General features: G+C 56.9%; 28 protein-coding genes. 6 read left to right on the top strand and 22 right to left on the bottom strand.

The window, feature by feature from the left end; all coding sequences use genetic code 11:
- Nucleotides 1-18: 18 nt before the first annotated feature.
- Both H7C19_RS06145 and H7C19_RS06140 read right to left on the bottom strand, forming a co-directional pair.
- A complete protein-coding gene (locus H7C19_RS06145; RefSeq protein WP_221469069.1) occupies nucleotides 19-1,305 on the bottom strand; it encodes a PBSX family phage terminase large subunit in 1,287 nt (428 codons plus the stop codon).
- Nucleotides 1,306-1,561: 256 nt separating this feature from the next.
- A complete protein-coding gene (locus H7C19_RS06140) occupies nucleotides 1,562-2,062 on the bottom strand; it encodes a terminase small subunit (protein WP_185141705.1) in 501 nt (166 codons plus the stop codon).
- A gap of 99 nt (nucleotides 2,063-2,161) precedes the next feature.
- Here H7C19_RS06140 and H7C19_RS06135 point away from each other — a divergent pair, with 99 nt between their 5' ends.
- The gene (locus H7C19_RS06135; RefSeq protein ID WP_185141704.1) at nucleotides 2,162-2,347 is read left to right on the top strand and encodes a hypothetical protein; all 186 of its coding nucleotides are present in this window, start codon (nucleotides 2,162-2,164) and stop codon (nucleotides 2,345-2,347) included.
- Nucleotides 2,348-2,542, top strand: coding sequence for a hypothetical protein (locus H7C19_RS06130; protein WP_185141703.1), 195 nt, complete (start codon nucleotides 2,348-2,350; stop codon nucleotides 2,540-2,542).
- 154 nt (nucleotides 2,543-2,696) lie between these two features.
- Here the strand turns inward: H7C19_RS06130 and H7C19_RS06125 are convergent, their stop codons facing one another.
- The 8 genes from H7C19_RS06125 to H7C19_RS06090 form a co-directional block, all read right to left on the bottom strand.
- Nucleotides 2,697-3,197: a sigma-70 family RNA polymerase sigma factor gene (locus tag H7C19_RS06125; protein WP_185141702.1), complete on the bottom strand. Its 501-nt coding sequence runs from the start codon at nucleotides 3,195-3,197 to the stop codon at nucleotides 2,697-2,699.
- Between the two features lie 393 nt (nucleotides 3,198-3,590).
- A complete protein-coding gene (locus H7C19_RS06120) occupies nucleotides 3,591-5,009 on the bottom strand; it encodes a DEAD/DEAH box helicase (protein ID WP_376775323.1) in 1,419 nt (472 codons plus the stop codon).
- On the bottom strand, nucleotides 5,006-5,293 hold the full coding sequence (locus H7C19_RS06115) for a PDDEXK family nuclease (protein WP_185141701.1): 288 nt from the start codon (nucleotides 5,291-5,293) through the stop codon (nucleotides 5,006-5,008). Before H7C19_RS06115 ends, H7C19_RS06120 begins: the two co-directional genes overlap by 4 nt.
- Nucleotides 5,294-5,605: 312 nt before the next feature.
- Nucleotides 5,606-8,080: a virulence-associated E family protein gene (locus H7C19_RS35415; RefSeq protein ID WP_185141700.1), complete on the bottom strand. Its 2,475-nt coding sequence runs from the start codon at nucleotides 8,078-8,080 to the stop codon at nucleotides 5,606-5,608.
- 409 nt (nucleotides 8,081-8,489) lie between these two features.
- Nucleotides 8,490-8,948, bottom strand: a complete 459-nt coding sequence (locus H7C19_RS06105; RefSeq protein ID WP_185141699.1) for a Mom family adenine methylcarbamoylation protein — start codon at nucleotides 8,946-8,948, stop codon at nucleotides 8,490-8,492.
- Nucleotides 8,945-9,229: a nucleoside triphosphate pyrophosphohydrolase family protein gene (locus tag H7C19_RS06100; RefSeq protein ID WP_185141698.1), complete on the bottom strand. Its 285-nt coding sequence runs from the start codon at nucleotides 9,227-9,229 to the stop codon at nucleotides 8,945-8,947. Before H7C19_RS06100 ends, H7C19_RS06105 begins: the two co-directional genes overlap by 4 nt.
- A gap of 19 nt (nucleotides 9,230-9,248) precedes the next feature.
- On the bottom strand, nucleotides 9,249-11,087 hold the full coding sequence (locus H7C19_RS06095) for a DNA cytosine methyltransferase (protein WP_376775329.1): 1,839 nt from the start codon (nucleotides 11,085-11,087) through the stop codon (nucleotides 9,249-9,251).
- 77 nt (nucleotides 11,088-11,164) lie between these two features.
- A complete protein-coding gene (locus tag H7C19_RS06090; RefSeq protein WP_185141696.1) occupies nucleotides 11,165-11,758 on the bottom strand; it encodes a hypothetical protein in 594 nt (197 codons plus the stop codon).
- Between the two features lie 106 nt (nucleotides 11,759-11,864).
- Between H7C19_RS06090 and H7C19_RS06085 the strand changes: the two genes are divergently transcribed.
- Nucleotides 11,865-12,038 (top strand): hypothetical protein, encoded by a 174-nt coding sequence (locus H7C19_RS06085; RefSeq protein ID WP_185141695.1) that lies wholly within the window; start codon nucleotides 11,865-11,867, stop codon nucleotides 12,036-12,038.
- Nucleotides 12,039-12,273: 235 nt separating this feature from the next.
- On the opposite strand, the gene H7C19_RS06080 is transcribed toward H7C19_RS06085, so the two are convergent.
- The 12 genes from H7C19_RS06080 to H7C19_RS06025 form a co-directional block, all read right to left on the bottom strand.
- Complete coding sequence (locus H7C19_RS06080; protein WP_221469067.1) at nucleotides 12,274-14,262, bottom strand: DNA polymerase; 1,989 nt, start codon at nucleotides 14,260-14,262, stop codon at nucleotides 12,274-12,276.
- On the bottom strand, nucleotides 14,259-15,107 hold the full coding sequence (locus tag H7C19_RS06075; protein ID WP_185141694.1) for a DUF2815 family protein: 849 nt from the start codon (nucleotides 15,105-15,107) through the stop codon (nucleotides 14,259-14,261). The genes H7C19_RS06080 and H7C19_RS06075 overlap by 4 nt, the downstream gene beginning before the upstream one ends.
- A gap of 84 nt (nucleotides 15,108-15,191) precedes the next feature.
- A complete protein-coding gene (locus H7C19_RS06070; RefSeq protein ID WP_185141693.1) occupies nucleotides 15,192-16,385 on the bottom strand; it encodes a DUF2800 domain-containing protein in 1,194 nt (397 codons plus the stop codon).
- Entirely contained in the window at nucleotides 16,382-16,909 is a 528-nt protein-coding gene (locus H7C19_RS06065) for a hypothetical protein (RefSeq protein ID WP_185141692.1), read from the bottom strand. The genes H7C19_RS06070 and H7C19_RS06065 overlap by 4 nt, the downstream gene beginning before the upstream one ends.
- Before the next feature lie 24 nt (nucleotides 16,910-16,933).
- Nucleotides 16,934-17,137, bottom strand: coding sequence for a hypothetical protein (locus tag H7C19_RS06060; protein ID WP_185141691.1), 204 nt, complete (start codon nucleotides 17,135-17,137; stop codon nucleotides 16,934-16,936).
- 14 nt (nucleotides 17,138-17,151) lie between these two features.
- Nucleotides 17,152-17,391 (bottom strand): hypothetical protein, encoded by a 240-nt coding sequence (locus H7C19_RS06055; protein WP_185141690.1) that lies wholly within the window; start codon nucleotides 17,389-17,391, stop codon nucleotides 17,152-17,154.
- Nucleotides 17,375-17,593 carry a hypothetical protein gene (locus H7C19_RS06050; protein WP_185141689.1) on the bottom strand — a complete coding sequence of 73 codons (219 nt, stop codon included), beginning with the start codon at nucleotides 17,591-17,593 and terminating at the stop codon, nucleotides 17,375-17,377. The genes H7C19_RS06055 and H7C19_RS06050 overlap by 17 nt, the downstream gene beginning before the upstream one ends.
- Before the next feature lie 101 nt (nucleotides 17,594-17,694).
- Complete coding sequence (locus H7C19_RS06045) at nucleotides 17,695-17,859, bottom strand: hypothetical protein (RefSeq protein ID WP_185141688.1); 165 nt, start codon at nucleotides 17,857-17,859, stop codon at nucleotides 17,695-17,697.
- 26 nt (nucleotides 17,860-17,885) lie between these two features.
- Nucleotides 17,886-18,509, bottom strand: a complete 624-nt coding sequence (locus H7C19_RS06040) for a sigma-70 family RNA polymerase sigma factor (RefSeq protein WP_185141687.1) — start codon at nucleotides 18,507-18,509, stop codon at nucleotides 17,886-17,888.
- A 148-nt stretch (nucleotides 18,510-18,657) separates the two neighbouring features.
- Nucleotides 18,658-18,876: a hypothetical protein gene (locus tag H7C19_RS06035; RefSeq protein ID WP_185141686.1), complete on the bottom strand. Its 219-nt coding sequence runs from the start codon at nucleotides 18,874-18,876 to the stop codon at nucleotides 18,658-18,660.
- 169 nt (nucleotides 18,877-19,045) lie between these two features.
- On the bottom strand, nucleotides 19,046-19,369 hold the full coding sequence (locus H7C19_RS06030; protein WP_185141685.1) for a helix-turn-helix domain-containing protein: 324 nt from the start codon (nucleotides 19,367-19,369) through the stop codon (nucleotides 19,046-19,048).
- 13 nt (nucleotides 19,370-19,382) lie between these two features.
- The gene (locus tag H7C19_RS06025) at nucleotides 19,383-19,592 is read right to left on the bottom strand and encodes a helix-turn-helix domain-containing protein (protein WP_185141684.1); all 210 of its coding nucleotides are present in this window, start codon (nucleotides 19,590-19,592) and stop codon (nucleotides 19,383-19,385) included.
- A 192-nt stretch (nucleotides 19,593-19,784) separates the two neighbouring features.
- Between H7C19_RS06025 and H7C19_RS06020 the strand changes: the two genes are divergently transcribed.
- From H7C19_RS06020 to H7C19_RS06010, 3 genes are all read left to right on the top strand, one after another.
- Nucleotides 19,785-20,207, top strand: coding sequence for a helix-turn-helix domain-containing protein (locus H7C19_RS06020; protein WP_185141683.1), 423 nt, complete (start codon nucleotides 19,785-19,787; stop codon nucleotides 20,205-20,207).
- Between the two features lie 32 nt (nucleotides 20,208-20,239).
- Nucleotides 20,240-20,626, top strand: coding sequence for an ImmA/IrrE family metallo-endopeptidase (locus tag H7C19_RS06015; protein ID WP_185141682.1), 387 nt, complete (start codon nucleotides 20,240-20,242; stop codon nucleotides 20,624-20,626).
- 74 nt (nucleotides 20,627-20,700) lie between these two features.
- Nucleotides 20,701-21,921 (top strand): tyrosine-type recombinase/integrase, encoded by a 1,221-nt coding sequence (locus H7C19_RS06010; RefSeq protein WP_185141681.1) that lies wholly within the window; start codon nucleotides 20,701-20,703, stop codon nucleotides 21,919-21,921.
- Nucleotides 21,922-22,089: the final 168 nt, after the last annotated feature.

The following is a 22,089-nucleotide window of genomic DNA, read 5'->3' as shown; positions in this document are numbered from 1 at the left end:
GCTCCTCCCTCCTTCCCGTCAGAATGAAATGCCTGGCTTGCGCATGTCGCCTTCCATCGCGTACCGGCATTGGTCGATGCTGTGATTATCCGTCTCTTCGAGCTTCGTGCGCGGGTTGCCGTCCGCGTCCGTCTGGTAGTCTATCGACTCGAACTCCCGGGCCGTCTCCGGCGTTCGCTGCGGATCGATGACGATTTCCTCCAGGTCATCCAGCCACTTCTCGCCGTACTCGACGCTGCCGGGGCCCTTCTTGGCGCTGCGGATCCGCAGGCCGTGCCCCTTCATCTCGTCGATCGACTTCGGCTCGGCTGAGTCCGCCGTCGTCATCTCGGTATGGTAGCCGCGCTCCTTGATCCACTCCGCGGCCTCCCGGTTGCTGATCTTTACGCCGTGCAGCTCGTCCAGGGCATAGAGCCGACGACGCGTCTTGTCGTAATGCCAACGACCGAAAGACAGCGGGTCCACGCCGTAGCCCCAGTCAATGCCCTGCCGGATGTTGTCAAAGGACCGGACTTCTTCGTCTGTGATCCGGCGGAAAGTCAGATTGTCGAACGGAACAACGCCACTGCCGATCGCCTGGCCGAGGTACTCCCATTTGTACCGCAGAGACAGGCCGTCCTTGTCCTTCTTGCCCTTCTTCTTGGCCTCCTCCGCTTCTTGGAGAAAAGCCTTTGATAGATGCGGGTTATCCAGATACGTGGAGTGATGCACGAACGTATTGGCCGGCAGAAACTGCGTTTCGAACTTTTTGTTTGTCCAGTTCTGCTTGCGCTTCGGCGGGTTGTAGCTGTAGTAGAACGCGTAAAAAAGACCATCCGGCAGCTCCGCACGTAGCACGGAATTCTCGATGGTCGTGACTTCTTCTTCAGTCTTAAACTCTGCCAATTCCTCGCCCCAAAGGATGGCGATTGGGAACTTGCTCACCTTGATAGACTTGAGCTTCAGCGGATCGTCGGCGCCGCGGAATATGATCTTGTTGCCGCGCGGTAAGTAAATGAGCTGCAGCGGCGACTTGAGCACGCGCCAATATTGACTGACGCCCAGGATCTCAATCGCCTCCTTGAGCTGCTCAAAGACCGACTCTTCCAACGTGCGGGCCACTTTGCGAAGAACCAACGCCGTAACCGGGTATTTCATGACGTCCTTGACAACCTTCAGAGCGATATGCGTCGACTTCGCACTACCGCGACCGCCCTTTAGCACATGACGCAGGAAGCGGTGCGAATTGGACGCCTGCCAGAACGGAACAAACTGCGGTGTCACGATCTCCGAGAGCTTCACCTGTTGCTGTGCAGCGGTAACCAACCCGACCACCTCCCTCTATGCAGTCATTATGCAAAGACATATGTACAAAACATTGGAATTTGCACAAAAGTCATTTTTAATCATTGCGCGGAATCCCAGACAGGACGTGGCGTTTTCGGCTTAAATGCCGAACGGCAGTTATGCAGCGTTTATGCAGAAATCGCCGAAACCCCGCATCGTTGCAGGATTTCGGCGAGAATTACCGTTGCGATTATTTCCCGAAATACAAAGGCAAAACCGGGTGGATATGCACCGTTTATGCACCGTCTCCGCTGCCAATGTCGTCGATGATCTGGACGCCCACCTCACCGGACAGCTTGAGGCCATCGGTCCACATACCATACCGCTTGCCCAGGAGCTCCAGAGCTTTCAGCTTGTCAGCGAAACGGACCTCACGCTCGATCATCTCCACATCGCCGCTCATGCTCTTTACCTTAACGCTGGCGATCGCGGCCCGGTCGTCGGCGCTCGCATTATCCTGCAACTCGGCGCTATCCATGTTGACGAGCTTCGTCGGATCCAAAAAGGCGATGCGGGCGAGCTCCCGCATGATACGCTCCTGATTAATCCCAGTCCGCGTTGAAATTACGGCCATCCGTTCATCGATGTACGCACGGACCTTAACATTCGCTAACAGCCTCGAACCTTGCTCGGTCGCAGTCTTGAAACTGTATCCGGCTCGGATTGCAGCTTGTGTCGCATTCAGGTCGATCAAAAATTCGTCGGCAAACTTCTGTTGCTTCACAGGCAATGCCACCCGCATCGCCTCCTTTCAACGAGATTTACGACAATAGCCCATCCGTTACAAGAAGGGGAATACTCCCAGCTTGTCGAAGTATGCTTTGGAGGTGTAGCTATGCCAATCAGGTATCCACTTCGGGATGAGCCAGGAAAGACTATGTTCGTATTTGAAAAACTTGGCAAGATATACGGCCATGTCATCAAGGACCGAACGGATAAATCGCCGGCTAAGTTTGTATTTGAAACCACCAAGTACGACACACTTGAGTTGCTGAAAGCCGATTACCCGGAGGCGGAATGATTGTTTAAATCAGGCTTTGAACTCGACACGGATGCCAAACTCTTGGCTGCACAGCACAACCAGTCCGACGTCTCTGTCTGGCAACGTGGCAAGATCGTCTACTACGGCGGCCCGATCGAACGGATATCGTCTGAAGCAGTATGGATTAATAGCGGAATGTACTTCAAGGCTACTTACCAATTCAAGATAAAATAAAGAGCCCGCAGGATATCCGCGGGCTCTTCGCGCATGAACATCCGACTTTACCAGGCACCACTACTGCGGCACGCGCCGCGCCAGGAGTCGCATAATGTCCCTCTACTAATAGGCTTTTCGTACGTCAACCGTACGTCATAAAACCCGAAATCACTTATCCCGTCTGGCACTCGGGGATTTTTCCTTTTGCCCGTTCAACTGATTGTTGTACCGTTCTTTTTGAAATACCCAGTTGCCGGCCGATCTCAGAATAAGATTTTCCCTCGACCGTATGCAACAGGAAACAGTCAAACTCTCGCGGACTCATAGCCCGGATCGCCGCCAGCGCCTCCTCTTTCTGCTCAGGCGTCAATCGGAATAACTGAACAGGCGGATCCTCCTGCAGCGATGGGAACAGGTCCTTGTCCAGCACGTGCGGAGCCTGGTATACGCCCCGTCGATCGATCCCGCGATACACCCCCGGCTGCCGGCCTGTCCGCATCCAATCGATCGCGAAGACCATGCTGCTCACGATGCCGTTCAGCATGGCGAGCTCCTCTGTCTCTCGGTCCGTAAGGTGCTCGGGCTTAATCCGCAGTATACGCGCCCGGGCTTTCGTGATCATGCTTTTGCTCTTTCTGTATTCCCGCAGCAACGGCTCCGTCCAATCCTCCACGCTTGCCACCTCCAGTCTTAGGCCCTCGCTTATTGCCGGACAGGCCATACTTTTTCAAAAGCGTACTAACCGTCCCGTACGGGATGCCCAGCCTTTCGGCCATCTTAGCGACGGTCATGCCCGCGTTCTGCATCTCACGAAACGTCTCTGTGGGGATATTGTGGCGCCTGCGGGTTTCTGGCTGTCGTCTGGTTCGTTTCGGCGGCTCCGGCTGCGGACCCCTATTAACGTTGTTTGCTGCCTTTGGCTTCGCAAGGCCGCGCTGCTCGGCTGTCGGGATCTTGTTCAGCACCCCCGCGTTCAGATATGCTCGCTCGACATCGGATAGCGAATATGTGATAACAGGCCCGTTGCCCGATGAAACCTCGTTTCGTCTGTTCGGTATGGGATACCTCATTGCCCAGTCACCCTCTCGATGCGCGCCTTCAGCGCCGTTAGTAGACGATCCTGTGTCGATGCCTTGTCCTCCAGCGCGGCCATGACGTCCTCGTCCGCTCCGCCCTGAACAACCAGGTGATGCAAGATAACTTTCTGGGTCTGGCCTTGCCGGTGCAGACGGCCGTTCGCCTGCTGGTACAGCTCTAAGGACCAGTTAAGCCCGAACCATACGACGTGGTTGCCGCCGTCCTGCAGGTTAAGCCCATAGGCGGCGCTCGCCGGATGCGCCAGCAGCACGTCGACCTTCTTGGTGTTCCAGTCCAGTTGGTCCTGCGGCGTCTTCAGCTCGCGAACGCGGAGGCCAGACCGCTCCAGCGCCTTGTGGATCCGTGTCAGGTCATGCTGGTAGCTGTAGAACACCAGCGCCGGCTTGCCGTTCAGCTGCTCGATCAGCTCCAGAAACGCCTCGATTTTGCAATCGTGGATCTCGTGAACGTTCCGCTCCTCGTCGTACAAGGCACCGTTGCATAGCTGCAGCAGTTTGCCAGACAGCACCGCCGCACTCGTCGCTGTGATCTCCGTCCCTTCCAGCTCCAGCAGCAGGTCTTCCTCCAACTTCTTGTATTGCTCCTGGGCCTTCGCGTCCAGCATGACCGGCACGACGTTCACGATCTTGTCCGGCAGCTCCAAATAATCCTCCGCCTTCATGCTGATCGCGATGTCGCTTATTCGCTGGTGGATGATCTCCTCGGCGCCGGGCTTGGCCTTGTAGCCGTGGCCGTTGTAGTTCTTCACGAAATACCTCTCGCGGTAATGGGTGACGAACTTCTCCAGCCTCTTGCCCTGATCCAGCAGAAAGATCTGCGCCCACAGGTCCAGCAGTCCGTTCGGCGCCGGCGTGCCGGTGAGGCCGACTAACCGCTTGATGTGCGGCCGTACCCACGTTAGCACCTTGAAGCGTTGCGCTTGGTGATTCTTGAAGCTGGACAGCTCGTCCAGCACCACCATGTCGAACGGCCAGGCGTTCCGGTAGTAATCAACCAGCCATTTGACGTTGTCGCGGTTGATAACCCAGACGTCACCCGGCGTGTTCAGCGCGCGGATCCGCTGCTGCGCCGTTCCCAGCACCGGTACGATCCGAAGCAGCTTCAGGTGCTCCCACTTGCTTGCCTCCGTCGTCCAAGTTGCCTCGGCGACCTTCTTCGGCGCCACGATCAGAACGCGGCGGATAGCTAACCGGTTGTATTTCAGATCCATGACAGCGGTCAGCGTGATGACTGTCTTCCCGAGGCCCATGTCCAATAACAAGCCCATGTACTCATCCGTCAAAAGCCGGTTGATGCAGTACCGCTGATAGGCATGGGGTACGAACCGTTTACGTTCGGGGGCTGGGGCGGCCTGCAGCGCGTTGGCGCCTCTCGTCCTCCGGCTCACAGGCGCCCCTCCCTGAACTCCGTCAGCAGCTCGTCCACTTGCTCACGGCTGTCGATAACACGGACGTGGTGTCCCAATCCTGCCAGCTTCCGGTGCTGCGATTGCTGCAAGGCCGTCGGCTTTTTTCCAGGCGCCTTCGTCTCGACGAATACGGTCACCTTGCCCGGTAGAAAGACGATCCGGTCAGGTACCCCACTATTGCCCGGCGAGTTCCACTTCATCGCGCGGCCGCCAGCGTCCCGGACTTGATCTCGCAGGTAGGATTCTATATCTCGTTCTCTCATGCTTTAGCCCTCCTGAAAATATTACTTGACTCGTATCGAACTGCAGTGTTACGCGTGTGCGCCTCATGTACGCGATAACTTTTCACGAATTAGGCGCGCTAGGCGTATCGCTTACTCTCTATTCTCTTTATTTATTACTTTTAATAGATAAAGTGTCCAAGTGTCCAAGAGTATATAGAAATCGTTGATGTGTCGCGGTTTTTGGCTTGGACAGATGCTTGGACAGATGCTTGGACAGTCGAAAAATCTGTCCAACTGTGACTTGGACACTTGAAAATCTGTCCAACGCCATCTGTCCAACTTGTCCAAGGCCTACCCGACCCCCAATCTGCGAAAGCCACGCTGCCAACTGTATGGGCCGAATGCGCCCTTGTACTCCTCCCATCCGGGCATCCCGGCCAAAATGCCATTGATCTCGCGGGTGTCTGATTGCCTCATAAACTTGATGTCCGAATTGAAGCACTCGCACCAAACCTCCGCGGCACATATGCGGTCCCGGGGCCCTCCCGCGCCTTCCTGGGGCTTCCCGAACTCGCCGCCCCAGTACGTCCGCCGCTGAGACAGATCGCGCCGCTGCCAATCCGGCGGCACTGGCCGCTCCACGAATGCGCGGATGATGCCCTCTTTGGCGTTGCTCTCCCTGTGCGCGTCCTGCTGCTCCTTCGCCATCTGTTCCGCCTCGCCTGTCAGATACAGCTGCTCTCCCAGTCGCCAGTACGCGAGCGCCTCCGCAAGGATCTGAGGCACCTCGGCCTCCAGATCCCGCCAGACGTTACGCTGCGGCGTCTGTGTGCCCACGTCGACCGGCCAAAAGCGCCGATTGCCTGTCCGATCCCGCAAGAACTCAGTATCGTTGGTTGTTCCCCAGAAGACGCCTCGCCGCGGATACGCCTTAGTACGGCGCCCGTATGGCTCCCGGTAGATGTCCTCCGTCCGGCTAAGGAATTGCTTGATCGCGCCGGTCTCCGACTTGCTCATGCCCGCCAGCTCGCCGACCTCGTTGATCCAAATGCCTTGTATGAGCTCGGACGCTTCCTTGCCTTCGAACGTCGTCAAGCTGTCGCTGTACCAACGCCGCCCGAGGATCCGTAAAAACGTACTCTTCCCGAGCCCCTGCGGCCCCGCCAAGATCGGCATTTGATCGTATTTGCAGCCAGGCGTCATTGCCCGGGCCACGCCGGCCACGATCGCCTTCCGGCACACCGCCCGGGTATACACCGTATCGACCGCACCCAGGTAGACCGTCAGCAGCGTATCCAGCCGCCGGACGCCGTCCCATTGCGGCAGCGACCGCAGATACTCCTGCACATCGTTGAACGTATGCCGATGCGCGCAGAGCGCAATCGCATCGAATACGCGCTCCTTACCGGAGATCCCATAAACGCGCTCGAGATAATGCCGTAGTCCCGCGTCGTCGATGTCCGTCCATTCCCGCCGCTCCGTCCGGCGATCCCATGGCAGCGAGCCCAGAACCAGCCCACGCACGGCGAACTCGTCATAGCCCAGTTTGCCGCGCAGCATCGGATCGTGTTCGAGGATGATCAGGATATTGTCGACCGTCTTCGCCGGCGCGCCGGTCGTCGGGCTGAACTGCAGCAGCCGCATCCATTCCGAGTCCGGTACGGCTGGCGCCTCCTGCTCCATGACCGCAACGCTCGCACCTGCACCGGGCACCGTGCCGACCGGTTCCAGCGGCGCCGCGACGGCCTCCCCGAAGCTCGCCAGAGCCTTGTCATATCGCTCCTGGTTGAGTGCGCCGGCCACGGCGGCGTCTTGCAGCGCGTAGGCGCTCATGGCCGTGTAGCTCGGCAGCTTGTTCGTCGGCGTGTCCGGCTTCGCGTCGTCGTCCTGGTCGCCAAACTTGTGCAGACGGACCAGGTCGAACGCGTTGACGAGGCGGCCACTGGTCGGATCCGTCGCATGATGCGAGAACAGGAACTGTCCGTCGTCGTAGATGATCGCGCCACCCACCGTGCTGCCGCCCGCGTACGTCAGGCGCCCGGGGCCGTCCGCCGCCTCCGTGTAGACGCCGGGTAGGAAGGCGGCGATCGCCGCGGGGATGTCATACTGCCGGCAGAATGCGCCGACGACGCCGGGCTTGCTCGTTGGGTCGCCTTGCTTGGCGGCCATACGGACGTGCGCCTGGCTCGCGCCTGGCACCTGCGGCCACTCGTGCCAGTTCCGCCAGTCTGCGTACATCCCCAGCACACCGTCTGCTGAGAGGAACGGCCGATCCGCGAAGTGGAAGACATACTGGCTGTCCGCGCTGCAGCTCGGCCAGTACATAAGCCGGGTCGCTTGGAACGTCGTCGGGTCGCAGAGCTGAATGCCGATGATCTGCCCGAGCTTCCGCGCCAGCGGCTCGTACTCGTCCGCCGTCGCTGTCCGGTTAATCGGCACAAGCACGCGGAGCCTTGGCCGGGCCTCCTCGTGCTTGCGGGTGCTGTAAACGGCATAGGCGCAGCCGAGTCCCTCGAGACGGCGCAGCACGTCGGCCGTGCCGCCTGCGGGGATATTATCAAGGTCAAGCGATAGCACGTCGCGCCCGACGACCGCGTCAACCTTCCGGCGTCCGCCCGCGAGCTCGCCGCCCACGAACCCGCCAATGTCCTTCAGGTCGTCCTGCTGGCTCTTCGGCATCGCGAGGTACTGCGCGAGCGTCTCCGTGCCGCGCACGGCAGTCCGCAGCCGGGTGACCAGCTCAGACCAGAAAAGCGTCTGAGCCGGCCAGTGGGTCGCCTTGCGGCTGCCGGCGGCGGAGATGATGAGTTGCCTGTCGTTAATCACTGCCGTCACTCCTCAAGCCGGACAAATGGTAGATCAGTCAGTAAATTAATTTGATATGCCGGCAAGCCATAAAGTTCGATAGTCCCATGATTCCCGTGTGTCTTTGAATAGTGAATCCAGAGACTGAGCTGTTCGATACGTAGGCTTACGTGATAACCTCGAAGAGTCCGCAGGAATCGTATGAACATCTCATAGTTGATCGTTATAAGCTCACCTTCAAAAGCGACCGTAGTTGGAAGACCCCTTACGTCACGCAGGGCGTCAAACTCTCGGAGCAGCGCGCTCTTCGTCGGGCCGGTTCTTACTGCTCGAATCCGCCGTCCCAGATCCTTGCGCCGCTTAGACAGTTCCAGATTCGCCTGTCTGCGCGCGACTGTGCTTTGCGCTTTCTCTTCTTCCGACAGAGGTCTCATGGACTCCTCACCCACCTTGTTTTAGTGGATAGATCGCGTTCGGCGCGCTCTGCTCGAGAAGACCAGCCTTCCCGGCGTCGTCTCGTGGATCCGACCGGGAACCATCCGTCGGCACGGTAAACCGTGCCTTCATGCCCTTGCCCAGAGCTCGAATATGAGATGAGCCCTTTAATAGAAGGAAGATGCTTACGGATATGCTTACGGGCCAGGGAGAGCGCCCGGCTCTCCGCGTTCGGCTCCGTCTCGTCAACCAGATACATGCGCGTCAGCTCCAACAGCGCCACCTGGTCAAGGCTCCGCGCCGTCGGCCGTCCCCACATCATCGCGCCGATCCGCTCGCCAGCATCGTCCAGGATCCACAGCCGGAGTTGCGCGCCAGGCGGCGTCGACTGGAGATAATGATGCTCGGCCAGCCATCGGTCCAGTTCTGTCGAACGGCTGAGCTCGAGCCTCATAACACCTTGCCCCCATGCCGGCGGTCTAGCATCTCAACGAACGCAACGGCCACCGCCGCCACCTGGATCGCCTCGGTCCGCATATTGGCGTAGCCGCCTTTCGCGCGTTCCGCGGGGCCATTGTTGAATACCGTCTCGTTCACCGCCTGGCAGAGCTCGCCGAACTCCTCGCCGAGGATGCCGGTCCAGAACTGCGGTTCGTGATTCTGCTCGCCCCATTTTGCATCCTGGCGCTTGCGCTCATCTTGTACGTCCAATAGTACAATGGTTGATTGCTTCATATATGAGCCCTCCTTTGAATTAAGCGAATAACAACTCCCTGTCCAACTTCGAGAAACGATCCGCCATCCGAGGCACGCAATGCTCCGGCAGGTTCGCCCGGGTAAGCGCTGCGGACATGACCGGGGATACCGAGTTTCCGCACTTGGCAACTTGCTCCGCCTGTGTGAATGGTTTGCCGTTGAATATCGGATTGATAATGTAACTCTCCGGAAAGCCCTGCGCCCGGTAGAGCTCCCGAGGTGTCAGCATCCGCATTCCGATGTCCACGATAACGTAGTCGACGCCACGGATCCGGACCAATACGAGGCCGAAGCGATCGTGTGTTGTCACAGTGCCTAGCGGATCCGCCATATCCTGTCCGACGCTGCTCCCGTAGTAAGCGACCATGAAGGCATAAACAGCTGCAAGATGCTGGCCACCTGCGGTGATCGTCGGGACCGGGGCGTCCATTCCGCTGCCGATGTTGTCGCCGCGAAACTTGATCAGGTGTGATGCGACAAGCGCGCTCTTGCCTCCGCCTCCCGCGGTGACGGTCCCAACCGGATCGGCCATGTCGCTACCGATCGATTCGCCGAAGTGCCGGGCGATATGCGCCGTCATTAGGCCGAACTTGTTTCCGCCCGCCGTAATTGTTCCGAGCGGGCTCCCGATATCCAGCACGCGTGGATCCTGTCCCGGCCGCTCACCGTAGCCCATTTGAATCAAGCTCGCGCACAGCAGTGCATTGTGGTCGGTCGTTGTGATAGTTGAAAGCGGGTCTTCCAGCGAGTTGCCCGCACCGTTGTAGTTGCCGCCGTAATGCTTGACTAAGGACGCCGTGACCATTCCCATCGCGTGAGCTGCTCCAGCGGGCCGTGTCGCCCCTGCTCCTGACGTAATCGTGTGAAGCGGCTCATCTATCGAATGCCCCGTGGACCCGCCGCGGAACTTCGTGATATGGGGGACAACGAGACCGATACCGTTCTTTCCGGTAATCGTCTGCAGCGGCTCGCCGAGCCCTTGGCCGCGGAATCCTTCGCCTCCGTGGTTCACGTTTACGAGAAAGGGAGCCATGAACGGCACACCACCTGCCGCGGCCACCTGCAGGATAAATTTGTCGATGCCGCGAGCGATCCGCCGCTTCGTGTTATCCGCCAGCTCACGCTTGCGACCGAAGATCGACGGCACCGGAATCGACCAGTCAATAATGTCGGCTGCCCGGCGATATGGCAGTGGGCCGCCTGCGGTGATCTTGAACGGCTTGTCCACCTGGACGTGTGTCGGCTCCGGCCAAACGATCGCTTGACCGTCGCAGCGCGCGATCAGGAACAGCCGCTTACGGATCGTCGGCGCGCCGTAGTCGCAGGCGCGAAGGATGCGCCATTCTACCTCGTAGCCCTGGCGCTTCAGAGCGTTGACGAAGGTTCGGAACGTTCGGCCCTTTTGCGCCTTGATCGGCTTCCCCTCCGCGTCCAACGGCCCCCAATCCGCGAACTCCTCCACGTTCTCCAGCATGATGACACGAGGTCGCACTGTGGCCGCCCACCATACCGCTGTCCATGCGAGTCCACGTATTCCCTTCTCCCGGGGCTTGCCGCCGCGCGCCTTACTATGGTGTGTACAGTCCGGAGAGAGCCAAAGGAGGCCAACGCGCCGGCCTGCAGCGATAACACGAGGATGAATGCTCCAAACGTCTTCGCAGTGGTGTCGCGTCTGCGGATGGTTGGCCTCATGCATAGCGATCGCCGCGGGATCATGATTGACAGCCTCGTCAACGTTGCGACCGATAGCATACTCGATGCCAGTCGAAGCGCCGCCCCCGCCCGCGAAGCTATCGACGAAGATTTCGTCTTTATGAAAGTCCGGATCGCTAGCTATGACCTTGAATAACTGGCGTCGATGTTCGCCGACAGCTATTGCAAGCTCTCGCTCCCTCTTGAGTTTCCGGCGCCGATTCATTTGCAGTCTCCGTTGATTAGGCATGGGTTGACGGACAGCTTCACCACAGCCGGTAGGATCTTGCTGCCGCCGTCGAAGTCCGACAGATTGACCCCGAGCTCCTTCAGGCGTTTATATGCCTTATCACCGCTGTGCGACGAATTGATGATCGTCGTAAGCTCGTCCGTGAGCTTTATGAGATCCTGGTATTCGGCGATCGCCATGGAGTGCTGATCGGCTACGGATGCAGATAACGTATCCAGACCATCCACGAGGACATCAGTGCAACGGTCCAGTAAATTCCCGACCGCTATGTTCGTTTGTCTCTGCACAATGTCCTCGCGAATGCCGATTGCGTATCGATTTACATCTCTTAGCAGACTGGTGAAATTCCAATCGGTCAGGCGTTTGTTTTGGTTGACTGCCCTATCGAGCTCGCGGTGAAAAGCGTCAGCTTTAGTCTCCAGCACTCCAAGATCCGCATGGGCAGCGAAGACGAAGGGCCTAAAAGTCTCCTCAACAGCTGCCCTGACGACTTTCCGCACCTCGGCCTTGCGTTTCTTTGCCTTCTCTTCAATGAACTCTTTCAGATCAGCTTTGTGGATTCCCATGTACGAATCCTCCCTAGATTAGGTATCAAGATATTAAAGCGGCGTTCCTATATTTCGACAACATCAATTTGGGTAAAATGCTATGATTGCCATCGGAGGCGATAGCATGTACAGCGATCTTGTTAATCAATTTTTGGCCTACAGCCGCAAGCACCCCGAGGGTGATGGCGATATATACGATCGGTACAAGCGGTTCCTGATGTTCATCGGGTTTGACGATGTGGATGCTTCTTACGAAGCTGCTCTATGGATGGACAGGGTGGCAGATCTCATGGCCTGATGTCCTTCCGTATACATCCAAATACTTGAGGCCCGGCTTAAGTATCCGAACCGTTGAACAGCCGACCGCCAACCAAGTACCAATGCCCGTCATAATCCGACTTGAAGGCGATTGGCTTCCTGCATATGGAGCAAATATGCTGGTCGTACTCCACCAGCCCGTCCTGCAGGATGAGAGAAGCCCTGCTGCAACACACGACCTGAATAAAGAAGGTGACTCTGGCTCTCGTGGTCGCTCAGTCCTTCAAATAGTAGTTGGTATCGAAGCCCGCGGCCCCGAGCGGCAGCCCTGGCGCCCACGGGATCGGCGCGCCCATGATTTCGGTCATATGATCGACCGTCTCGAAACCATCGGGCACGTCCGCGACCGCTTCGTCGTGAACATGGAAAACGGTAAGATAGCCGGCGCTCGTGAGCCGCCCCAGCGATACGGCCAAGCAGTCGCGCGCGATCGCCTGAACCACGTTCTCCACGAGACGACCGCCGTAGGTCGACATCGTGCCCCACTTCTTCGTCTTCTGGTCGACACCCCAATAGTGCAGCGCCTCCTTGCCGAAATCGTTCTGCGCGAGGTGCGGCCGGGCATAGAAGAGCTTGCGGCCGCTCGGGAGCTGGATCGTCAGGAAGTCCTGTTGCGTACCGTGGTGGCTTTCCCGGGCGATGATCATGCCGCGGATCCCTACGGCCTGCCCGGTTCTCATGACTTCCAGCACAGCGTTCTCGAGGCTGTACCACAGATCGACGATTCGCCGATTCGCATTCCGCCAGCGCAGCACGATGTCCGGCAGCTCGTCCTCCGTCAGGCCCATATCGAGCGCGCCCATTGCGATCAGCGCCCCCGGGCCGCCCTGATATCCTAGCGCGAGCTCGGCCACTTTGCCGCGCTGCCGCAGGTCGCTGCCCTTGCCGATCTCCTCGATCGGGATGCCGAACATCTGCGACGCTGATGCCTCGTAGATCTTGCCGTGTGTCTTAAAGACTTCCAGCCGCCACTGCTCACCGGCGAGCCACGCAATGACGCGGGCCTCGATGGCGCTGAAGTCAGCCACGCGCATAACGTTACCAGGCGATGGCACGAACGCGGTCCGGATGAGCTGCGAGAGCGTGTCCGGGATGTTGCCGAAAATCAGCTTCAGCGCCGCAACGTTCCGGGCCTTGACCAGATTCCGCGCCAGGTCGAGCGGGAAGCCGTCTTTATTCCGCGGCAGGTTGTGAATCTGTACCAGCCGGCCCGCCCAGCGCCCGGTCCGGTTCGCGCCGTAAAACTGCAGCAGCCCCCGGATCCGACCGTCATCACAGACCGCCTGCCGCATAGCGGCGTACTTCTTGACACTCGTCTTGCTAAGCTCCTGCCGGATCTCCAGTACGCGCTTGACGTTCCCTTCATCTACCTTGTCTATCAGTTTGCTGACCGTATCCTTGCGTAGGTTGTCGACCTCTTCTTCTAACTCCGCTGTCAGCCACTTCGTCAGCTGCTGAACGCTCTTCGGGTTATTCAGCCCAGACAGCCGGACAGCCTCCTGCATCAGCTCTGCACTAATCTGCTCGTCGATCGCCAGCGCGCCGTCAATCACGTCCCGGTCCACCGCAACGCCGTACGCGTTGATATGCTGGTCGAGCTGCCACAACCATTGTTCTTGGTCCGGAACCGGGAAGACGGACAACCGGTTCAGAATCTCCATCTCGGCCACGACGTCGCCGGCACAGTACTCTTTAAAGAGCTGCCACTTCTCCGGCTCGTGATGCGGGAGCGTTCGGATCCGCTGGCCGTTCGTCTTGCTAGGCTTCGTCGGCAAGCAGAACGTACGGATGAGCGCGCCGCCGGTCCCAAGCTTGCGCTTGTCCTGCGGGATGCCCAGCGCTTCCCCGGTAGGCCCGAGGCCCGCCGTATAGCCACAGTAGAGGCCGTGCATCATCGTGCAGCGCCATTGATCGATCGGAGATTGCCAGAACTTGTTGAGGCTGTACCACTCGAATGACGCGTTGTATGCGTGCTTGATGACGTAAGGGTCATTGAGTGCGAGCAGGACGTGCCCCGGGATTTCTTCGCCTTGCGCCAAGTCAATGACGCGGACAGGCTCGCCGTCCCAGGAATACGCGAATAGGAGGATTTGAAAATCGGGGCTCTGCACATATTTGTAGAGCCCCGATTTCTTGAGGTCGACCGAGGAATACGTCTCGATGTCAATGGACAGGTGGACGATCATCTCGGCCTTCGTGGTCATATGCCGTATACGTTGCCGTTAAACGGCTTGCCGGTGATGGGATCGACTTGCGGTTGCGCCTGCTGCGGCGGATAGGCCGGAGGCTGCTGCATCGGCTGCTGGCCGTAGCCCTGTTGCGGCGGATAGGCCGGAGGCTGTTGGCCGAAGCCCTGCTGCGGCGCAGTCGCTGGCTGGCCGTACTGCTGGGCCGGAGCTTGTCCAAAGCCCTGCTGCGGAGCAGTTGGTGCCTGACCATACGACGGTTGTCCGAAAGCCTGTCCGGGCACTTGGCCGAACCCGCCAGGTTGGCCGTAGCCTCCCTGTGGCGCAGGAGATCCGCCGAACGCCTGCTCCGCGCTGACACGGCCGCCGAGCGGTTCCCCGTCGGAGAGCTTTTGCACCGGACCGAGTCCAGCACCGATGCCCTTCTTCCTGTTGGAATACTCATAGAAGTTGATGTTCACGCGAGCGTACACGCCGCTGTAGATCTCCGACTGGTTAAGGATCGGATTCATGTTGATATCCACTATCGCCTGCTGTTGCTTGCTTCCTGCCGTCAGAACCCAATGTCCTTTGCACTCCTGTCCAAACGGCTCTCCGTTCGGGCGGACTCCGTCTCCGTCGTGGATAGGAACGTTCGGTTGCGAGTTGGCGGTCCAGTATCCCTTCGCGACACCCTTCTGGTGCGCGGCATGGGTGGCGGCCTGGATGCGCTGCATCGTGGCGACATCCGACTTCGGAATGAGGATGGTCGTGCTATATTTCGGCTCGTCACCCGGTTGGCTTGCGTACGGCTGGAACAGATGGACGAAGCTCAGACGGACGCGATCGGTCGTAACGCTAGTTGCTTGATTTTGCTGGGTCATAGAAGTGGTGCCTCCTGATGTTTTTATTTTTTCGGGCATCGAGGGCGCGACAATTCGCTGCAGCTCCGCCCGATGCCCTAATGCTTAGGCTTCTTCTGCTACGGTGCCGAACACAGTCGCCGGATCAATCCGGTCCGTGATGGCTTCCCGCTTGTCATCGGCGGGAGCGATCGTCGGCTTGCCCGGATCCACTCGGATGTGACCCGGCTCCTCGAGCAGCTCCCGGTACTGCTTCGTTTTCAGTATCTTCTCGACTGCCGGTGCGGTCAGCGGCTTGCGCTCATAGAGCAGCGCCTCGTCGATGCCGTTGGCCATCAGGTGCGCGAATGCCGCGTCGATGTTGGCATAGTTCCGGCTGCTGCGTCCTCGGACAGCCTTCCAGCCGGGAACTTCGCCGCCCTGCAGCAGCTGGGTGAGCGCCTGGTCCTTCAGCTTGCCGTACCAGTTGACGACGCCAAGCCTTTCGAACTGCTCCAGCACCTTCGCCGCCTCTTCCCACGAGATCAGCGGCGGCTTGAGCGGCGCGGCGGCCGTGGCGGACATAATGCTCTCTACGCGCGCCCGGCAGGTCGCCTGCGCCCGGCAGAACTTGCAGTGTTCACCCGGGATATAGTCGCCCTCGCCGGCGTAGGCTTTGGCCGCGATCGGCTTGATCGACTCACCCCAGGCTAGCAACTCTTCTATCGAGATCTCGTCCTCGCTGATCGTGTTCAGGCGCGGCTGAATGATCGCCATGCGGATTGTACGGATGTCATGGAATAAGCGATACGCCGCGACGGCCCCGAGAGCATAGAGCCGCATTTGTGTGTTTCCAACGGCTGACACGGGATGTCCCTTGCCATACTTCAGGTCATTGATAGACAAGACGCCGCTGCCGACGATGGTGCAGTCACCCGTCCCGAAGCCCTCCTGCGCATAAGCGCTGTAGTCGAGCCGTTTCTCGATCGCCACGTGCGGCGGCGTCGTGAAGCCGTGGACGAGTTTCTGAATGTATTCCAGGTAGACGTCCGTCGCGGCGTCCATCTCGTCCTCATAGATCGGGTTCGTCTTCAGCTTCTTCATCTCGGCGTTGAACTTGCGCGGCCCCATCGGGGTAAAGTACTTCTGCAGCTTCAGCTCCGCGATCTCATGGGCGAGCGTGCCCTTCTTCGCAGCCTCACCTGCTGTATCCGGCAGCGTCTCCTCGAGTCGAACGCTCGGAGTGCAGACCAGCCAGCGGTGCGAAGAGCTCGCCGAGAGAAGCGCGTGCGCTCTCTCAGCGTGAGCTACGGCCGTCATACGCGGGCTCCGAGCGACCTCAGATAGGTCGCGAACGCCCCGTACTGCTCCTTGGGCAGCGCCATCAACGAATCCGCTCCGAATTGCCCACGAAGGCAATCGACGATCAATTGTTGCTTGTTAGGATCTGAGTCGATGAGGCTGGTCGCCGCTACGCCAAGCATATCGAACGTGTATTCCTGGGCGGAAGCAACCGGAACGGCGCCCTGTGGCTGTTGCGCGGGCGGCTGCTGGACCGGAACACCGGTCTGCGGAGCGACAAGCGGCTGTACTGGCACGGCGGCCAGTGGGGCCTGTGGCTGACCATACGACACTTGACCTTGCTCGGGCGCCTGGTAGGCGGCTTGTTGCGCCGGGTAGGCCGGAGCGGTCGGGAACGACGGAGCAGGCGATACAACCGGTGCTGCCGGAGCTTGTCCGACGTCGAGTTGCTTGGAAAGAGACGGGATATGTGCCGCCAGATCGGCGAGCTCTTGAACGGCTTCGGCAGCGTTGCCGCCTTTGATATGGATCTCGATAGGCATGGATGAGTCCTCCTGATGTCGCTCTTATTGAGCCTCTTTTTGAAAAATGTTGTATGCGATGACAGGACCGCTCAGAGCAGATAGGCTTTCAGCATCGAGGCTGTCCGAGGGCAAGCGCACATGAGCCTTATCACGTTTCCATTGCATTTCTTCTTGGTCTTCTGGATCTTCGTAAATCCCAGTCCCAGCGAAGTGGCCACCGAGACTCGATCGCATGTGTCTGATCATTCCAAGCGCCCCCTTCAGTCGTAGCTGCGGCTTTGTTCCTGCGCGATCTGCAACTCATTCCGGAGCCGATCAATCTCGTCCTCGGCTTCCTTGGCGAGGCGGATGGCAGCCGGCCAGCCGATGAGAGCGGCTTTCGCGAATTGGACCAAGCGGCCGATCGCGTCGAAAGATTGGATTGTCACGCCTGCAGCATCCTCGCAGCGCTTCAGATCGGCGTCGAGGTCACGCGCTTCCGACTTAGTGGACAAAGGCATGCTCCGGCACCTCCTGCGTCATATCATTGATGCAATGCGTGCAGACGCTCTTGCCGTTCCACGGGCGCAGCATGCGGACGTCAACGTGATTCCCGCACACCTCGCACTCCGGCTCGAGCAAGCCTATCGTCACGACGGCGAGGTGCAGCTGGCGCTCCAGGCGACGCGCAGGCCGCCGAGCTGCTGAAATAATGGATCCCATATGGGCCCTCCTGATTTACAGATAATGAATGCGATGATACAATGGCGATGAATTGTTTCCTCTGCGCCCCTTCTCGGCTCCTACCCCGAGATAGGGCGTTTTTACTTGCTCGTAAGCGCGGCCGCCATCACCAATGGATTCATTCCGGCATCTGCCTTCAGCCGGCGCTTAACTTGCTTCACGTGACGCTTGGCGGATTTCTGCTCATGCCATTTTTTATTCGGCGCGGTATTTCCGGCCAGCTTACGGCGTCTCGCTTCTCCCATATCCTTGTTCACCTCCCTCACAGGGTCTACTGGGCTTGATAAACGATCCATGCGCGGCCGACTCTCTGCATGGCACGACTCACCTGAGACTGGTACGTACCTAGAAGGCTTGCAATCTCTTGTTGCCTGGTGCCCGTCATTCGCATTTTGATGATCCGCGCTTCACGCTCAGGTAACGTAGCAAGAAAGTCCGCAACATTCACCGAGCTATAATCGTCTTCGTTCGAGACTGAATCCCCTAACGTCCAGGGCTTGTCCTCATCCGAACCCAGCAGTTGACTGTCCAATGATGAAACTTGGATCGCGTGTACATGGCGGGCGCGTTGCACTTTCTTGATTGTCGTTCCGAGGATTGCTGCAACCTCGTCGTCGGGCTTGTCCAGCAAATGAAGGCATATCATTTTGTTGAGCAGCTCCCGTGCAGGGCGAGGCACTTTTACACACGGCCCGCTGTACTCCCGAAGGTGGCGCAAAATGCTGCCTCGGATTAGGGAAACGGCGTAGGTTGAAAATGTGAAGCCCCGGTCCGGGTCGTATCGTTGTGCAGCCTCCACCAGCCCCATGTAACCTGCACTCACGATGTCATCGAAATCAAATGCGGCTTTTGCCCGTAACCGGTATTGCTTCGCGACCTTCCCGACTAGGGGCATGTGGTCCTCTGGTCTAATCGCGTTAATCGTTCTCACCTCCTTCTATGGAACTGCTCGGCACGCTCGTCCGCCCGCTTGGCGGCCGTCAGGATCGACGACAGGACGAAGATCAATGCAACTAGACAGACCAGACACACCAGCGCGGCCATCATCGGCCCACCGGGGCCAGTACGCCGTGCAGCCCGCAGACAATCTCGACCGCCATCTGCTCCGTGGAGTGCATCATAATCGGCGTGCCCTCCGCGGCCGGCTCCTGTGCTTGGCGATAATACTGTCGGCTGTAAGTGGCGACCGCGTCGCCCTCTTGCATGACGATCGTGTCGGCATCCTGCCGGATCGGCGTTCCAGTAAGTAGCGTCTTCAACATCCCTTTTCACCTCCTTCCAGAGCGATTGTCGGCCTCCAGTTCAGCCGATCGGCCCTCAGATAGGCGTTCAGTGCTCCTTTGTATGCCATCAGGCGGTTAAAACGATGTGGATTGCTGTGACGTCGCTGGCTGTATTGCAGTGCCTTTCGGGCGTAGTAACCGATACGCTTTAGGGATTGGTCCATAACTCAACTTCACCGCTTTCGCCTCTCGGATAGTTATTCCTGACTTGTTCGTTTACCCAAGCATCAATGTCTGATTGCCTGAAATAATACTGCCCACGCTGCCGGAAGAACGGAATTTCTCCATTAACGCACATCCGACGCACTGTCGACTCCGATATTCCTTGGTACTTAGCGGCCTGAGTCACATCGAAAGTGTTTCCGTACAAACGCTTTTCGATATAGGGTTCAAGCTTTTCAAGTAGCCTTTTTTCAAGATCGTTTGTTATGTCCTCCCGAAGACTTTCGATAAACGCTGCAGTAGCGGACATCTATATCGCCACCTTAATCCCGTTTTTCGCGAACGATTTCATCGACGGTTACACCCAAGGCATCAGCTATTTTTAGCAGCGTCTCGGCTGTGGGACCCTGTTTTTTATCCTTGATCCCGTAAATCGCAGATAACGATACGCCGCTCATTTTGCTTAATCTGTAAGGTGTAATCCCGCGCTCATCAATCAGGCGATTTACGTTCTCTTCGATTATCAGCCCCATGCTCAGCACCTCCTTTCGAAATAAAGAATATAACTCTTTAGAGGTATAATCAAACTAATTCATAACTCAATTTAGTTATATAATCCAATGATCTCTCTAATTCTCTCCCATATTCTTGACTTATCACTCTTTTGTAAGTTATTATTACTTCATTGAGTTATATCCTAATTAAGTTATAGTGGAGGCAGGAACGTGGAGATCGCGGAAAAGATCCAACGTCTAATGGATGAGCGAGGTATTACCCCTTATCGCCTCGCCAAAGAGACCGGGGTCTCATACACCGGCCTTTCGAAGATCCTATCCCAACAAACAAAGAACCCACAGATAGATTCACTTAAAGCCATTGCAGCATACTTCGGAAAACCGGTCGACTATTTTACAGAAGAGGGGGATTTCAGTACACCCGAATGGGCGACGGCCAAAGATATCCGGGATTTCAAACGAATGCTAGAGGAAGATTCCCCTATTATGTTCGATGGCGTTCCACTGGACGTCGAGTCTCGGCAGCGTGTGATGGATATACTTACTGGATTGTTCTGGGACGCGAAGAAGCAAAACAAGAAAACGTATGGACGCAAGGCAAAGACCGACACCAACAATAAAGATACTGAGTAGGTGGCACCTTGATCCGCACGACACGTCGACTTATGAAACGCTTCAAAACAAACGACCCTTTCAGTATTTCAAAAGGTCTTAACATACAAGTTAAATTTGAACGACTCGGCAATGGAACTAGAGGGTTTTATGTACGCATGCTTCGCCGTCGTTTTATCGTGATCGATTCAGATCTGAGCGCAGATTGGCAACGATTTGTATGTGCACATGAGCTTGGTCATGACCGACTCCACCCAGGAATAAACCGCTTCTTCCTCGATGAACAGACTCTCTTTAATGCTGGCAAATACGAACGTCAGGCGAATAAATTTGCTGCTAGTCTCCTTACATATGGGGACCAGCCCCATTCTGGCGAGAGTATCCACGATTACTATAACCGGCATGGTATACCTCCCGAATTGCACAAACTCCTATATTGACTCCGCGGTCCATGTCCAAGGGCTTTTTCTCGCCCTCAGACCGAACATACATTCCTATTTAGGGGGTTTTCTCTATGCCCAATATTGAGCAGCGGGGCGAAAACACATGGCGACTCATTGTTTACAACGGGTACAAAGCTAACGGCGATCCTAACCGAGAACGCAGGAAGATCACTGTCGAAGATCCAGCATTGCTTAAATCAAAGGTTAAACTGCAACAGTATCTAGAGTCAGAGTGGTATAAGTTCAAAGAAGAAGTTGAGACTGGGCAGTATATTAAAATTGACAAAGTGACTTTCGAGGCATTTGTTCCGGAGTGGAAAAAGGGATACGCGGAACAGAAACTAGGCGGCTATACACGTCGCAATTACTATGGCATTATCAGCAGTCAACTACTACCTGAATTTGGCCATGTTGAAATCAATAAAATTAAGACAATCCATATCGTGAAGTTCATGACACGACTCACAACCGCATCCGGTCGGAAGGACGGCAAGTCAAAACCATTAGCCACTAACACACAACTTAATATTTATCGCACCCTGAAATCGATTATGGATACAGCTGCAAAGTGGAAGATCATTTCCTCGAATCCAATGGAAGGCGTCGATCGTCCGACCCATAGTAAGACCGAAAAACGAGAAATGAAGAAACGTAAGAAGTCGCTAACACCGGAAGAGACGAAATACACGATTGAGAAGCTTCGGCAAGTGTCATTCCAGTGGCGAATGTATTACGTGGGTGTCATCCTCGGTGGTTTTCGTCGTGGCGAAATGCTTGGGGTTGAATGGCCCGCAGTTGACTTTGAATCTGGAGGGATCCATGTCGAAAAGCAGATTACCTTTGACGAGGATAGCAATCCAGTTGAAGGTGAAGTTAAGACGGAAGAGTCTGAAGGATTTGTTCCAATGCCACAATTTTATATGAATGCTCTCAGGAAGTTTAAACAAGCATGGGAGGAAGAGAAAGATCAGTTGGGGAGCAAGTGGAAGGGCGGAGAAAAGCTGTATGTTTTCCACAGCGGTTGCGGTGAAGGGTACTATCCCGATGCTCCTACACGTCAATGGGCAAGAATCAAAGCCAAGTATAATTTGCCGCCGGTGCGCCTTCATGATCTTCGTCACACAACAGCTATGCTTCTACGTGAAGAGCAGGTAGATATGAAGTCGATCCAGGAACGTCTACGCCATTCAAGACTCGAAACAACCTCAAACATTTACACTCATGAGTCCGAAACGATTAGCCGCTTTACCGCAGATAGACTTGAAAAATACAGTCCAGTAACCCCGCTCTAGTTTGGGGTTAAAATGGGGTTACTGATTTCAATTCCGACTGATTGCGTATGTTAATCATGACTACTGACTAAAACCAAAACCCTTGATTTTAAAGGATTTTGACCACATATGTTCATGCAGAATAAGGGGAATTCTAATTTCCTAAACTGCAGGTCGTACGTTCGAATC

It is taken from the genome of Cohnella nanjingensis (assembly GCF_014212125.1).
Classification (GTDB): domain Bacteria; phylum Bacillota; class Bacilli; order Paenibacillales; family Paenibacillaceae; genus Cohnella; species Cohnella nanjingensis.
Note: the sequence above shows the minus strand (reverse complement) of the source record. Positions and strands in the feature narration are given on the sequence as shown.